General features: G+C 62.9%; 12 protein-coding genes and 2 pseudogenes. 4 read left to right on the top strand and 10 right to left on the bottom strand.

The window, feature by feature from the left end; genetic code table 11:
* Positions 1–27 precede the first annotated feature (27 nt).
* From NKI18_RS12195 to NKI18_RS12185, 3 genes and pseudogenes are all read right to left on the bottom strand, one after another.
* Positions 28–741 carry a nickel/cobalt transporter gene (locus NKI18_RS12195; RefSeq protein WP_352616749.1) on the bottom strand — a complete coding sequence of 238 codons (714 nt, stop codon included), beginning with the start codon at positions 739–741 and terminating at the stop codon, positions 28–30.
* An 88-nt stretch (positions 742–829) separates the two neighbouring features.
* Positions 830–1783: pseudogene (locus tag NKI18_RS12190) on the bottom strand (cation diffusion facilitator family transporter); the annotation flags it as partial.
* Between the two features lie 5 nt (positions 1784–1788).
* Positions 1789–2053 (bottom strand): annotated as a pseudogene (locus tag NKI18_RS12185) (metal-sensing transcriptional repressor).
* Positions 2054–2157: 104 nt separating this feature from the next.
* Here NKI18_RS12185 and NKI18_RS12180 point away from each other — a divergent pair.
* The gene (locus NKI18_RS12180) at positions 2158–2829 is read left to right on the top strand and encodes a TIGR02117 family protein (protein WP_352616751.1); all 672 of its coding nucleotides are present in this window, start codon (positions 2158–2160) and stop codon (positions 2827–2829) included.
* 27 nt (positions 2830–2856) lie between these two features.
* Here NKI18_RS12180 and NKI18_RS12175 read toward each other — a convergent pair whose 3' ends face one another.
* Both NKI18_RS12175 and NKI18_RS12170 read right to left on the bottom strand, forming a co-directional pair.
* Positions 2857–4071 carry an FAD-dependent monooxygenase gene (locus tag NKI18_RS12175; RefSeq protein WP_352616754.1) on the bottom strand — a complete coding sequence of 405 codons (1215 nt, stop codon included), beginning with the start codon at positions 4069–4071 and terminating at the stop codon, positions 2857–2859.
* 19 nt (positions 4072–4090) lie between these two features.
* On the bottom strand, positions 4091–4336 hold the full coding sequence (locus tag NKI18_RS12170; protein ID WP_023722726.1) for a zinc-finger domain-containing protein: 246 nt from the start codon (positions 4334–4336) through the stop codon (positions 4091–4093).
* Positions 4337–4485: 149 nt separating this feature from the next.
* Here NKI18_RS12170 and NKI18_RS12165 point away from each other — a divergent pair, with 149 nt between their 5' ends.
* From NKI18_RS12165 to NKI18_RS12155, 3 genes are read left to right on the top strand one after another with little or no spacing between them, the layout of a single operon-like run.
* Positions 4486–6687: an RNA degradosome polyphosphate kinase gene (locus tag NKI18_RS12165; RefSeq protein WP_352616756.1), complete on the top strand. Its 2202-nt coding sequence runs from the start codon at positions 4486–4488 to the stop codon at positions 6685–6687.
* Positions 6687–8219 carry an exopolyphosphatase gene (gene ppx / locus NKI18_RS12160; protein WP_352616758.1) on the top strand — a complete coding sequence of 511 codons (1533 nt, stop codon included), beginning with the start codon at positions 6687–6689 and terminating at the stop codon, positions 8217–8219. Before NKI18_RS12165 ends, ppx begins: the two co-directional genes overlap by 1 nt.
* A gap of 48 nt (positions 8220–8267) precedes the next feature.
* Positions 8268–8894 carry a hypothetical protein gene (locus tag NKI18_RS12155; protein ID WP_352616760.1) on the top strand — a complete coding sequence of 209 codons (627 nt, stop codon included), beginning with the start codon at positions 8268–8270 and terminating at the stop codon, positions 8892–8894.
* A gap of 14 nt (positions 8895–8908) precedes the next feature.
* Here the strand turns inward: NKI18_RS12155 and NKI18_RS12150 are convergent, their stop codons facing one another.
* From NKI18_RS12150 to NKI18_RS12130, 5 genes are all read right to left on the bottom strand, one after another.
* Complete coding sequence (locus NKI18_RS12150) at positions 8909–9322, bottom strand: DoxX family protein (RefSeq protein WP_352616762.1); 414 nt, start codon at positions 9320–9322, stop codon at positions 8909–8911.
* Between the two features lie 119 nt (positions 9323–9441).
* Entirely contained in the window at positions 9442–9876 is a 435-nt protein-coding gene (locus NKI18_RS12145; RefSeq protein WP_352472646.1) for a DoxX family protein, read from the bottom strand.
* A gap of 128 nt (positions 9877–10004) precedes the next feature.
* Entirely contained in the window at positions 10005–11402 is a 1398-nt protein-coding gene (fumC, locus tag NKI18_RS12140; RefSeq protein ID WP_023677621.1) for a class II fumarate hydratase, read from the bottom strand.
* 264 nt (positions 11403–11666) lie between these two features.
* Positions 11667–12425, bottom strand: coding sequence for an SDR family NAD(P)-dependent oxidoreductase (locus NKI18_RS12135; protein ID WP_352616767.1), 759 nt, complete (start codon positions 12423–12425; stop codon positions 11667–11669).
* A gap of 114 nt (positions 12426–12539) precedes the next feature.
* Complete coding sequence (locus tag NKI18_RS12130; RefSeq protein ID WP_352616770.1) at positions 12540–13322, bottom strand: NIPSNAP family protein; 783 nt, start codon at positions 13320–13322, stop codon at positions 12540–12542.
* Positions 13323–13351 lie beyond the last annotated feature (29 nt).

Below are 13351 nucleotides of genomic sequence, written 5' to 3'. Positions count from 1 at the left end.
ATGCCGTGGCTGGGGCCAAATTTTCTCTCAAGCTGAGGTGATCTGCCAGACAGCGACGCCGGCAAGGGCGAGACCGGCGCCGCCCTCGATGGCCCGGGAGATGCTTTCGAACAGCCGTGGCTGGCGCGCGAAAAACTGTACAAGCCGTTCCCGAAACACGATCGACAACACGGCGACGCAGGACAGCGTCAGCGCCACGCCGACCATCATGGTGATGGCAAACAGGACGCCCGCTGCCGGAACACCCCTGGACATCGCGAAAGTCATCGCGAAAAGCGTAAGCGGACATGGGATCAGGCCTGCCATGACGCCGACAGCCTCGCCCTCGTGCCTGTGGTGATGGCTGTGGCTCAAAGCGCGCCAGAGCATCCAGACGCCAATGAGGCCGAGCAGCCCGCGACTGATGTGCTCCAGAAGCGGAGCGCGGCCGACGCTGCCCAATGCTATTGAGACCAATGGCAGCGAGAGAGCCGCAATCAGAACGGCAATCGTCACATGCGTGAACGATAGCGTGATAGATACGAGCAGACCACGCGAGACCTTCGCATCCGAACCGGCAAGATAAGTCGCCAGGACGGCCTTGCTGTGCCCCGGCGTCAGCGCATGGGCAGCCCCGAACACGACGCCCATCGGCAGGAAGGCCATGAACGCCAGCCAATTGCCTCCGGCCGCAAGCAGCTTGATCTGTTCGCCGAGCGTCAGATAGATCGTGCGCTGAAATTCGACGAGCGTCTGGAACATCGGACGAGACTAGCAGAAAATCGGCGAGCGTCAGTGCATGTGGCCGTGGTCATGCGTGTGCTCGTGAGGAGTCGTTCTCTCCACGTTCTGTTGAAAACCGCACATTCGCCTCAGCCAGGGCCGGCATATGCTGGGATAGTTCGTCCTTCAGCGCTGCGGCGATCTTGTTCGCCGCCGACAGCGGCAGGGTTTCGTCCGCGGCAATTGCGATGTCGGCGTGCAATCTATGACCGATCCAGCGCGCCTTGGCATCGACAATGCGCGCGCCCGGAACATGCTCGGCGGCATGTCGGATTTCGTCCATCACACCGGGTTCGATTCCATCCAGCATGCGGGTCAGCACCGAGCGGGCCGATTGCCAGACGATACCGAAGATCGCAATCGTGATCAGCAGACCGACGATCGGATCGGCCAAGGAAAAGCCGAACCAAACGCCGATGGCTCCGATGACCACGGCAAGGCTGGTAAGTCCATCTGTGCGGGCGTGGTAGCCGTCGGCAATCAGTGCCGCGCTGTTGATTTCGCGACCGACGCGGATACGGAACACGGCAACCGCCTCGTTGCCGAGGAAGCCGACAATGCCCGCCGCAGTCAGCCAGCCCAGGTGTGTCACCACTTGTGGATTGATCAGCCTGTCGATGGCTTGGTAGGCAGCGACTACAGCGCTGAACAGGATGATGAGCACGATGATGATGCCGGCCAGATCCTCGACCCGGCCCAAGCCATACGTGAAGATCCGCGACGGCTTGCGCCGCGCCAGCACGAACGCAATCCATAGCGGGATCGCCGTGGTCGCATCGCCGATGTTATGGATCGTGTCGGCCAGCAATGCCACGCTCCCCGACAACGCAACCACGACCATCTGCAATGCCGCGGTGATGGCCAGGATCACGAACGACCATTTGATTGCCCAGATGCCCCGGTCGGTGGTGGCAATTGTCGCATCGATGACGCCATGGCTGTGACCGTGCGGACCGTGACCGCCGTGATGATGTGCGGCGTGCGAGCCGAACCCGAGCCATTCCAGAATGGGGGCTACGATGGCATTCATAGATATTTCGCCAGCTGCTTGAGTTCCGCCAGCGAGTTGCCGCCGGTTTCGACGCTGTCCGTAAGGCAATGCTCGATGTGATCGTTGATCAGCTCGCGCTTGGCGCTGCTGATGGCCCTTTCGACGGCATGAAGCTGCTGCGCCAGGTCAACGGCAAGGGCGATGCGCCTCGATCATCGCCAGCACCGCCGCAAGGTGGCCTTGCGCGCGCTTCAGGCGCTTGATGATGGAAGGATGCGAGGCGTGGAGGTGATCTGACATGCTTGAGCATATCCTCCCGGGGAGGATACGCGTCAAGCTCTAAGTCAGCTGTGCAACTTTCGGAGGGGCTTCACCTTGAGCATTGCTTGTTCTATGCCTTTCCCATGAAGAAGCTTGCCCGTTTTCTTGGCCTGCTGGTCGTTGCAGCAGTCCTTGCGGTGGCGTTGGGCACGCTGCTGCCGCGCCCGCTCTGGCCGGCGGCCGTTGCCGATCCGATCGGCACAAGCCACCGTATCCTGGTGCTGCAAAATCCGATCCACACGGACATCGCCATCCCGGTCGACGACGATGTGCGCCGGCGCTTCCATTTCCTGGTCGATGCCGGCATTCCCGCAGACACGGCGGAGGTCCGCTACATCGTCTTCGGCTGGGGCGGCCGCGCCTTCTATCTGGAGACGCCGACCTGGTCGGAGCTGAAGGCGGTGCCGGTGATGAAGGCGCTGACGGTCGATGGCTCGGCAATGCATGTCGACATTTCCGTTGACATCGCCGAGCCGCATCGCGACGTCGCTGGCTTCGACATCGGCGAGGAGCGGTTTACGGCGCTGCTCGATTACGTTGCGGCAAGCTTCCGGCAGGGGCCGAACGGGGCCATCCCGATCGAGAGTGCGGCCTATTCCCGCTTCGATCGGTTCTTCGAAGCCAATGGTCATTTCAACGCGCTGATCGGCTGCAACACCTGGACGGCGGCGGCACTGCGCACGGCCGGGCTGCGCACCGGCTGGTGGAATCCGCTGCCGGCCTCGCTCGGCCTGTCGATGCGGCTTTACAATTGACAAGGCGACTTAGGACCGCCGAGCGTCCTACGCCCACCAACCATAGAGCCAGTCGAGATCGGCGGCGAGCTTTTCGGGCGAGCGCATCGCCAGGAACAGGTTGCGGGCCATCGCCACCGGCCCGGCCGCATGCCAGGCGAGGCGGTTGATGGCGCCGCGGCGGGCGACCTGGGCGACGCGCGGCCGCCGCGCCTGTTCCCAGGCGACAAGCGCCCCCTCAAGATCGGCTGTGGAGGCTGCAACGAAGCCGGCAAGCGTCGCCGCGTCCTCGATCGCCATCGCCGCGCCCTGTGCGGCAAACGGCGTCATCGCATGCGCCGCATCGCCGATCAGGGCGATGCCTTCCGGCGTCGTCCACCGCCGCTGCTCGACGGTGTGGATCGGCCATGCCATCCACGGCGCGGCCTCGCTCGCCAGACGGACCAGCGCCGGCGCAGTGCCGCGCATGGCGCTGGCGAGGCTGGCGGGGTCGGCATGCCCCGACCAGCCCTCGGCGATGCGCTCGTCCTTGGTGAAGGCCGCGAGGTTGAAGGCAGTGCCACGGCTGACCGGATAGGCGACCATATGGAAGCCGGAATAGAGGAATGCAGTAACACAATCGGGCGCACCGATCGCCGCAAAGGCTTGTCCGGCGAGGCTGTCGGCGGCCACCGTGGCGCGCCAGGCAAGCTCGCCCGAAAACCGGCTTCTCCGGAAATCGGCTGCCTTGCGGGCCAGTTTTTCTCGCACCGACGACCAGACGCCATCGGCGCCGATCAGCAGACAGCCAGCCTCGACCGTTTCGCCATCAGCCGATGCAGTAACGGCAACACCTTTCGGTCCGGCTGCGATGTTGGTCACCCGCGCGCCGGCGATTAGATCGATACCGGGCTGCTCCGAAACTCGTGCCATCAGCGCTGACTGCAGATCGGCGCGGTGGGCGACGAGATAGGGTGCTCCCCAGCGCGTTTCGGCCGCCTGGCCAAGCGGTACGCGCGCCAGCTTGCGCAGCGTGGCGGCATCCTTGAGCACGACCGCCTCCGGCCGCACCGCCGTCGCCAGCAGCCGATCGAGTACGCCGAGTTGCCGTAGGATGCGCGTCGCGTTGGGCGAAAGCTGGATACCGGCGCCGCCAGCCTCGAGGTGCTGTGCCTGTTCGAACAGTTTTATCCGGTAGCCGCGCTCGGCGAAGGCCAGTGCCGCGGTCAGCCCGGCGACGCCCGCCCCGGCGATGACCACCTGCCGGGACTGCGTTTCCTGCATCAGGTTTGTCGCGGAAGAATCAGGCGGCCTGGTCGATATAAAGGCAGCCCGGCGGCACCGTTTCCAATGCCTTCAGCTTCGGCGAATAGCGATAGAGCGTCGAGCAATACGGGCAGACCTTTTCATTGTCGTCGCCCATGTCGAGAAATACATGCGGGTGGTCGAAAGGCGGATTGGCGCCGGTGCACATGAATTCCTTGACGCCGATGTCGATTGCCGGATAGCCCGCATCGTTCTGGAAATGGGGAATGGAACCGCCTGCCATCGTCGTCTCCTGATCTTGTCGATTGCATCTGGATCATAACCCGTCTCTTTGCAAGATCGATGAAATGAAACTGTCGCAAAAGCCTGTCAGAGGATAAGTTAAGCCGGTTAAGGCTATGGTCGTCGAACGGTGTGGGAAGAGCGGAAACCATGAACGAACTGAAGCCGGTGCAGAACGAATTCATCACCGTCGAGGCGGCGAGCCGCGAAGGCGGCAATCCCGACCGCTTCGTCAATCGCGAGTTTTCCTGGCTGCAATTCAACCGGCGCGTGCTCGAAGAGTCGCTGAACGCCAATCATCCGCTGCTCGAGCGTGTTCGCTTCCTGTCGATATCGGCCGCCAACCTCGACGAGTTCTTCATGGTTCGCGTTGCGGGTCTTGCCGGCCAGGTGCGCGAGGGCATCGTGCTGAAGAGCCCGGACGGACGCACGCCCGAGCAGCAGCTTGAACAATTGCTGCGCGAGGTCGAGCGCCTGCAGGAGGACCAGCAGAAAAGCCTTTCGGCGCTGATGCTGCTGCTCGACAAGGAAGGCATCGAGAGCATCACCCGCGATGCACTGAGCAAGGACGAGAAGATCTGGCTTGAGGACCATTTCCAGGAGCAGGTATTTCCGGTGCTGACGCCGCTGTCGATCGACCCGGCGCATCCGTTCCCGTTCATTCCCAATCTCGGTTTCTCGATGGCGTTGCAATTGCGCCACCGTAAGAACGGCGAGGAAATGAGCGCGCTTTTGCGCCTGCCGGTGGCGCTGAGGCGCTTCATCCGCTTGCCGGATCGCAAGCGCCATGTCCGCTTCATCCCGCTCGAGGAGGCGGTCGGTCTTTATATCGGCAAGCTGTTCCCGGGCTACGAGGTCAAGGGTTCCGGCACGTTCCGTATCATCCGCGACAGCGATATCGAGGTCGAGGAAGAGTCCGAGGATCTGGTGCGCCTGTTCGAGACGGCGCTGAAGCGCCGCCGCCGCGGCTCGGTTATCCGGATCGAATTCGACCGGCTGATGCCGCCCGAACTGCGCGACTTCGTCGCCGGCGAGCTTGGCGTTTCGGCAAGCCGGATCAGCGTGCTCACCGGTCCGCTGGCGCTCAGCCAGATCTCGGAGATCGTCGCCGTCGCCCGCGACGATCTGAAGTTCACGCCCTACAATCCGCGCTTCCCCGAGCGCATCCGCGAGCATGGCGGCGATTGCTTTGCCGCGATCCGCGAGAAGGACATCATCGTCCACCACCCTTACGAATCCTTCGACGTGGTGGTGCAGTTCCTGCGTCAGGCGATGGCCGATCCGGAAGTGGTGGCGATCAAGCAGACGCTCTATCGCACCTCCAACGACAGCCCGATCGTACGCGCTTTGGTCGACGCCGCCGAGGCCGGCAAGTCGGTGACCGCGCTGGTCGAGCTCAAGGCGCGTTTCGACGAAGAAGCCAACATCCGCTGGGCCCGCGACCTCGAGCGAGCCGGCGTCCAGGTCGTCTTCGGCTTCCTCGAACTGAAGACCCATTCGAAAATGTCGCTGGTCGTGCGCCGCGAGGATGGCAGGCTGCGCAATTACGTGCATCTCGGCACCGGCAACTACCACCCGGTCACCGCGCGCATCTACACCGACCTGTCCTTCTTCACCACCGCCCCGACGATCGCGCGCGATGTCGCCCAGCTGTTCAACTTCATCACCGGCTATGCCGAACCGGCCGAGCAGATGCGGCTGGCCATATCGCCGTTCACGCTGCGCGACCGCATCCTCAAGCACATTTCGGACGAGATCAGCCACGCGCTGGAGGGCAGGCCCGCCCGCATCTGGATGAAGATGAACGCCTTGGTCGATCCGATCGTCATCGATGCCCTCTATGATGCCAGCCGCGCCGGCGTCGAGATCGATCTCGTCGTGCGCGGCATCTGCTGCCTGAGGCCGCAGGTGCCCGGCCTGTCGGAGAACATAAGGGTGAAATCGATCGTCGGCCGCTTCCTCGAGCACAGCCGCATCTACTGCTTCGGCAACGGCCACGGCCTGCCCTCGGACGGGGCGATCGTCTACATCTCCTCGGCCGATTTGATGCCGCGCAATCTCGACCGCCGTGTCGAGACCATGGTGCCGATCACCAATCCAACTGTGCACGAACAGGTGCTCGGCCAGATCATGCTCGGCAACATCATGGACAACCAGCAAAGTTTCGACGTATTGGCTGACGGAACCTCCCGGCGCGTCGTGCTGGAGGAGGGCGAGGAACCGTTCAACGCGCAGGAATATTTCATGACCAATCCGAGCCTGTCCGGACGGGGCGATGCGTTGAAGTCGCATGCGCCCAAGCGCATCGCGCAGTTCAAGCGCCGCAAGAAACAGAACGCAGCGACGGGCTGATGATTTCAGCATCCCAGGGCCGGCTTCAGGACCGCCGACCGCTGTCCATCATCGATATCGGGTCGAATTCGATCCGTCTTGTCATCTATGAGGGGCTGGCGCGCTCGCCGACCTTGCTGTTCAACGAAAAGATGCTGGCCGGCCTCGGCCGCGGCATCGTTTCGACCGGAAAACTCGATCCCGAGGCGGTGACGCGCTCGATGGAAGAGTTCCGCCGCTTCCGAGCGCTTTCCGACCAGGCCGGCGCCGAGCGCATATATGTGCTGGCGACCGCCGCCGCTCGCGAGGCCGTCAACGGCCCCGACTTCATCCACCGCGCCGAGGATGTGCTCAAGACCGAGATCCAGGTGCTGAGCGGCCGCGAGGAAGCCCATTATTCGGCGCTCGGCGTCATCTCCGGTTTCCACCCGGCCGACGGCATTGCCGGCGACCTTGGCGGCGGCAGCCTCGAACTGATCGACATCGATGGTGAGACGATCGGTGACGGCATCACGCTGCCGTTGGGCGGCTTGCGCCTGCAGGACATGGCGAAGAATTCGCTGACCCAGGCGGCAAGGATCACGCGCGAGCAACTGGCGCGGGCGAAATTGCTGAAGGGCGGGCAGGGCAGGGCGTTCTACACGGTCGGCGGCACCTGGCGAAACCTCGCCCGGCTGCACATGGAAATGACCAACTACCCGCTCGGCGTCATGCACCATTACGAGATCGGCATCGAAAGCGCCGCGAACTTCCTCCGGCAGGTCGCCAAGGCCGAGATCGATAAGATCAAAGGCATCGAGGGCATCTCCAAGAACCGCCGCTCGCTGCTGCCCTATGGCGCCATCGTGCTGCAGGAGATCATGGCGGCGATGCAGCCGTCGAAGATCATCGTGTCGGCGCTGGGCGTGCGCGAGGGCTTTCTCTACTCGCTGCTCGACAAGGCCGAGCAGAAGGCCGATCCGCTGATCTCGGCGGCGGAAGAGCTTGCCCGCCTGCGCTCGCGCTCGGTCGACCACGCGCATGAGCTTGTCGAGTGGACCGGCAAGGCCTTCGCTGCCTTCGGCATCGACGAGACCAGGGATGAGGCGCGCTACCGCCACGCCGCCTGCCTGCTCGCCGATATCGGCTGGCGTGCCCATCCCGAATATCGCGGCAAGCAATCGCTCAACATCATCGCCCACGCCTCCTTCATCGGCGTCGATCATCCCGGCCGCGCCTTCCTGGCGCTTGTCAGCCTGTTTCGCCACGAGGGCGTCTTCAATGAAGCCGCTCCGGAAATCCGCGGGCTGGCGACACCGCGCTATCTCGAACGGGCCCGCGTGCTGGCCGCGCTGCTGCGCGTCGTCTATTTGCTGAGCGCGGCAATGCCCGGCGTCATGCCACGGCTGAAATGGGAAAACCGCGGCAATGGCGTGCTGGCGCTGGTGCTGCCGGCAGCGCTCGCCGATCTTTACGGCGAGCGGCCCGCCGGCCGGCTGGCACAGCTGGCAAAGGTCACCAATCGGCGGCTGGTGCTGGCAGTCGAGGGCGGGCCTAGCGTTTCTGTCAAATAGAGGCCCGCGCTATCGCGTCGCGACAGTTGAGGAAAGAAGGGAAACGCCGTGAAATCCAGGCAGGTTCTTCAGCTGTTGGTTGCGGGGATCTTCGTCCTCTTCGCGGGCACCGCCAGTGGCCAGACGCTTTACACTCTGTCCGTCGTGGCCAAGGGGACGTTCGATCTGGATCGACATTATCCCAAAGAGCCGGGCGTCAGAATGCCGTTCAATTTTCATAGAATGCTTCGCGCACCCAAAAACAGAGAGAAAATAAACTACTTCGTGTTCAAGCCGAGCGCCGACATATTCAAGCTCATGAAATCCCTCTCGAAGAGCGATTTATTCTCACGCCTCGAGCCGTGTTCGAGAGGGGGCGATCGAACGCTTTCCGACAAGGCTCAGACCATTGGCGGATCGATCAAGCCCATTTTGGGTCGGGCCGATCTGTTACCATACTTGAAGAGACAAGAACTGATCCAATCAGATGGCTATGTGTACGTCGCCATAGACAGCAACCTTCGAAACTACGTTAAGGCCCCAGATGATTTTGGATACGAGTGGGTGGCAATGGCGGTTAAGAAACAGCAGCTTTGTCTGTATGTGGGGGTAGGGGAGATGGGGTATCGCGCACTTGCCTCGGTGCCCGTCAATGTAAGCCATCTCGCAAAATTTGTTTTTCTGGACACCAAATAAACCGGGTGACTTGCTCAGGCGCGGGTCCCAAACGCCCGGCCATCGAACGAATAGGCGCCTGCGCCAGCCATTGCCAGCGCCAGAAAACCGCCTGCAGTGGCGATGTCCTTCATCAGCATCTGTGAATGCATGAAGGTCAGCGTCGGATCGTCGCCACCCTGGCCATAGTGGCCGATGAAGCCCGCCGCGATGCAGAACGCAGCGAGTAGCAACGCCACGATCGGCGTCTTGAAGCCGACGAGGATGAGCAGTCCGGCGATCAGCTCGAACAGGCCTGTCGCCCAGGCCACCAGCGTCGGCAGCGGCAGGCCGAGGCCGGCGAAATAGCCTGATGTGCCGGCGATGTCGGCAAGCGCATGGAAGCCGGACGGCACGAACAGCGCGGCGAGCAGCAGCCGGGACAGCAAGAGCAGCGCATTGCGAGGCATGGTCTCCTCCGATATCGGCGGCCGATCCTAGCAGAGTTCCAGCCAGCGGATATAAACCGACAACGAAAAAGGGGCGCGGAAAATTCCGCGCCCCTTTGTTCAGGAAATGCTGGGCCGCTTCAGCCGCGCTTGGCGTCGATCGAATACGCGCCTGGGCCCGACGAGGCGAGCACGAGGAAGCCGCCGGCGATGCCGAGGTTCTTCATGAAATTGATCATCTGCATCTGATCGGCCCAGCCGGTGTGGGCGACCAATGCGGTGGCGACGGTGAAGATCGCCATCACCCAGCCGACGATCCGGGTCTGGAAGCCAACGAGGATGGCCAGGCCGCCAAGCAGTTCGATAAGGCCGACGACAATGGCGGTCACCATCGGCAGCGGCAGGCCAAGGCTGCCGAAATAGCCGGCGGTGCCGGCAATCGCCGTCAGCTTGCCGAAACCGGAAAGCAGGAAGATGACAGAAAGCAGGATGCGGCCGAGCAGGATCGTGCCCGAGGCGCCGGCGGCGGTGCCGGAACCGGCAAACGAAGTGTTGGTCGACGTGTTGGTGGACATGCGTAACTCTCCAGAAGGGTTTGGCCAAACGGCTTGGGATACCCGTCTAGTTAGCGCAGGCCGACTGTTCACCAAAGATGCCAGATTGGTTACGGATTGTTCACCAAGGTAACGTTTTCGCGATCAACTTACCCCGGATGCGTCATGTCCTGCGGCCGCACCAGCCGCTCATAGTCGGCTTCGCTGACCAGCCCGGTGGCCAGCGCTTCCTCGCGCAGCGTTGTGCCGTTCTTGTGCGCCGCCTTTGCAATCTTGGCCGCGTTGTCGTAGCCGATCGTCGGCGCCAGCGCGGTCACCAGCATCAGCGAACGGTCGAGTGCCGCCTTGATGTTGTCCTCGCGGGCCTCGATGCCGACGACGCAATTGTCGGTGAACGACACCGAAGCGTCGGCCAGCAGCTGCACCGACTGCAGGAAACAATAGGCCATCAGCGGATTGTAGACGTTGAGTTCGAAATGGCCCTGGCTGCCGGCGAAGCTGATCGCCGCATTGTTGCCGAAGACCTGCACGCAAACCTGCGTCATCGCTTCGCACTGGGTCGGGTTGACCTTGCCCGGCATGATCGACGAGCCCGGTTCGTTTTCCGGCAGCGACAATTCACCGAGGCCCGAACGCGGGCCGGAACCGAGCAGACGGATGTCGTTGGCGATCTTGAACAGCGCCGCCGCGCAGGCATTGATGGCGCCGTGCGAGAAGACCATGGAATCATGGGCGGCAAGCGCCTCGAACTTGTTCGGCGCGGTGACGAAATCGATGCCGGTGATCGCGGCGATACGCGCCGCCACCTTTTCGGCAAAACCGACCGGCGCGTTGAGGCCGGTGCCGACCGCGGTGCCGCCTTGCGCCAATTCCTGCAGGCCGGGCAGGGTCAGTTCGATGCGCTTGACCGACGAGGCGACCTGCGCCGCATAACCGGAGAATTCCTGGCCGAGCGTCAGCGGCGTCGCGTCCTGTGTATGGGTGCGGCCGATCTTCACAATATGGGCGAAAGCCTTGGTCTTGGCCTCGAGTGCCGCATGCAAATGTCTTAGCGCCGGCAGCAGGTCGTGGATGATGCGCTCGGCGCAGGCGATGTGCATTGCAGTCGGATAGGTGTCGTTCGACGACTGGCTCATATTGACGTGGTCGTTGGGATGCACCGGCTTCTTCGACCCCATGACGCCGCCCAAAAGCTGGATCGCCCGGTTGGAAATCACCTCATTGGCGTTCATGTTGGACTGAGTGCCTGAGCCGGTCTGCCAGACGACCAGCGGGAAATGCTCGTTCAGCTTGCCGTCGATGACCTCCTGGGAGGCCTCGATGATGGCCTTGCCGATCGCCGGATCGAGCCGCTTCAGCTCCATATTGGCCTCCGCTGCCGCCCGCTTGACGATGCCCAGCGCCCGCACGATCGAGGCCGGCTGTTTCTCCCAGCCGATCTTGAAATTGGCAAGCGAACGCTGCGCCTGCGCGCCCCAATAGCGGTCGGCGGCGACCTCGATGGGACCGAACGTGTCGGTTTCGGTTCTGGTCTCTGGCGCGCTCACGAAGTCTCTCCGGTTTGCAATTTGCAAACGGCGTATCGCGTTGCACAAATGCCTTCAAGCGGAGATTGCGGGTGACGGGAATGCAAATCGGTTGAAGGTGCTGGCAATCTCCCCACTTGAGGGGGAGATGTCGCCGAAGGCGACAGAGGGGGTCGGTAGGTCTTGACGCAACTCCCATAGCGGACGGAACAGGCTGGTGTTCCACGCGAGACGACCCCCTCTGGCCTGCCGGCCATCTCCCCCTCGAGGGGGGAGATCGCAACCTCACCCCGCCGTGTATCCTCCATCCACGGCGAAGATTCCGCCGCTGGTCCATGCCGCTTCGTCGCTGGCGAGATAGACGGCGATGCCGGCAAGGTCGCTGGTTCGGCCGATGCGGCCGAGCGGGTAGCTGCGCTCGACATAGGCCTTGAGCTCGGCTTGCGCGGCCTCAGGCAGGTTTTCGATCGACCTGCGCCGCATCGCTGTGTCGACCGTGCCGGGCGCGATGGCGTTGACCCTTATGCCGCGCGGCCCAAGCTCGAAGGCGAGCGACTTGGTCAGCGAATTGAGCGCGCCCTTCGACAGCGAATAGAGGCTGGACGGCCGCTTCGGAATCATCTTGTGCGCGAAATAGGACGAGATGTTGATCACCGAAGCCGCACCCGGCGCGAGATGCGGCAACAGCCGTTGGGTGAGGAAGAATACGGCCGTGACGTTGAGCGCGAACGACTGCTGGAACTGGTCCTCGCTGACGGTCTCGAACGGCACAAGGAACGCTACGCCGGCATTGTTGACGAGGATATCGACAGGTGGGCCGCGTTTGACATGCGCGACCACGGCATCGATGCCGGCGCTGGCCGACAGGTCGGCCGAAAGCGTTCCGACATTATCCCCGAGCTGCTTGCGGGCGGCGTCGAGTTTTTTGCCGTCGCGGCCGACGATCAGCACGTCCGCGCCTTCGCGCAAAAACGCCTCGGCGATTGCCAGCCCGATCCCGTCCGAGCCGCCGGTGACCAGTGCCCGTTTGCCGCCTAGTCTCATCCAACACTCCCGCGCATTGCCGTCTTCCGCCGGCGGCATGAACCCCAGAGCAGCGCTGCCTGCACTCCGGGTCAAGTCGCCTGCCTATCCCAGCGTATGAAACTTCGCCTCGTCTCACCGCCCAAGCAGCGATTGTGAGGTTGGCGACAGCCGCAAAGTCTCAGTCGGCTTGGCCATACGTGACTGGACGCTCTGCTCGAACACTTGCCACTCCGGGGAGGCAGCCAAGGCTGCCTCGTGGCGGGCATGTGCATCGGCGCTGGCGAAACCGGTGATGCTGATGAAGACGTTTTCGCTGGCCCGCACCGGCAGCCGCGGAAAGCTGTTTTCGGCATGCTCGGTAACGAAGGCGGCAAGCGGCCGTGCGCCAAGTGCGGCGAGCACCGGAAGAGCTGCGGTCTGACACTCCTTGGCGAAACGGGCTTCCAGGCCCGGTTGCAAATGATGAATCCTGATGACAACAATTGCCTGCAAATCACTGCTTGCGCTTGGTTCTTCGAGGTCCGACTGGGGTACTCGTTTCGATCCCGAGAGGTCTAGGCTCGCGCCCGGCCAGGCCGGCTTCAGCAGCAGCACGTCGTCGGATGAGATCATCGTGGCGTTGGCGGCGTCGCGCCAGGCAGCCCAGACCGGCCCGTCATAGAAGGCGGTCAGAGCGTTTTTCCGCGCTTCCATACCGTCGAAGCCGCGCAGCCAGACGAACATATCCGGCCGGTCGAGATCGCGGAACTGGCCGATGATGGTCATCCCCGCGGTTTCCTGGCCCTCGATCAGGTGATTGTCGAAGATGCCGATCAGCGTCTCGCGCTTGCCGGGTTTCAGCGTGTATTGCCTGAGTTCGACAACGGGCGAGGCGAGCATATCGGATTTAGATTCGACGTTCAAAGGCAGGTTCATTGCGCGATCTCCAAAACAGGACAGTCATC

Source organism: Mesorhizobium sp. M0800, assembly GCF_040320095.1.
GTDB lineage: Bacteria > Pseudomonadota > Alphaproteobacteria > Rhizobiales > Rhizobiaceae > Mesorhizobium.
Note: the sequence above shows the minus strand (reverse complement) of the source record. Positions and strands in the feature narration are given on the sequence as shown.

Coding starts and splice junctions, on each gene's coding strand:
- NKI18_RS12150 (WP_352616762.1), bottom strand. CDS start 9,322: ATGCCTCGCAATGCGCTGCTCTTGCTGTCCCGGCTGCTGCTCGCCGCG.
- ppx (WP_352616758.1), top strand. CDS start 6,687: ATGATTTCAGCATCCCAGGGCCGGCTTCAGGACCGCCGACCGCTGTCC.
- NKI18_RS12170 (WP_023722726.1), bottom strand. CDS start 4,336: ATGGCAGGCGGTTCCATTCCCCATTTCCAGAACGATGCGGGCTATCCG.
- NKI18_RS12135 (WP_352616767.1), bottom strand. CDS start 12,425: ATGAGACTAGGCGGCAAACGGGCACTGGTCACCGGCGGCTCGGACGGG.
- NKI18_RS12130 (WP_352616770.1), bottom strand. CDS start 13,322: ATGAACCTGCCTTTGAACGTCGAATCTAAATCCGATATGCTCGCCTCG.
- NKI18_RS12145 (WP_352472646.1), bottom strand. CDS start 9,876: ATGTCCACCAACACGTCGACCAACACTTCGTTTGCCGGTTCCGGCACC.
- NKI18_RS12180 (WP_352616751.1), top strand. CDS start 2,158: ATGAAGAAGCTTGCCCGTTTTCTTGGCCTGCTGGTCGTTGCAGCAGTC.
- NKI18_RS12165 (WP_352616756.1), top strand. CDS start 4,486: ATGAACGAACTGAAGCCGGTGCAGAACGAATTCATCACCGTCGAGGCG.
- NKI18_RS12175 (WP_352616754.1), bottom strand. CDS start 4,071: ATGCAGGAAACGCAGTCCCGGCAGGTGGTCATCGCCGGGGCGGGCGTC.
- NKI18_RS12195 (WP_352616749.1), bottom strand. CDS start 741: ATGTTCCAGACGCTCGTCGAATTTCAGCGCACGATCTATCTGACGCTC.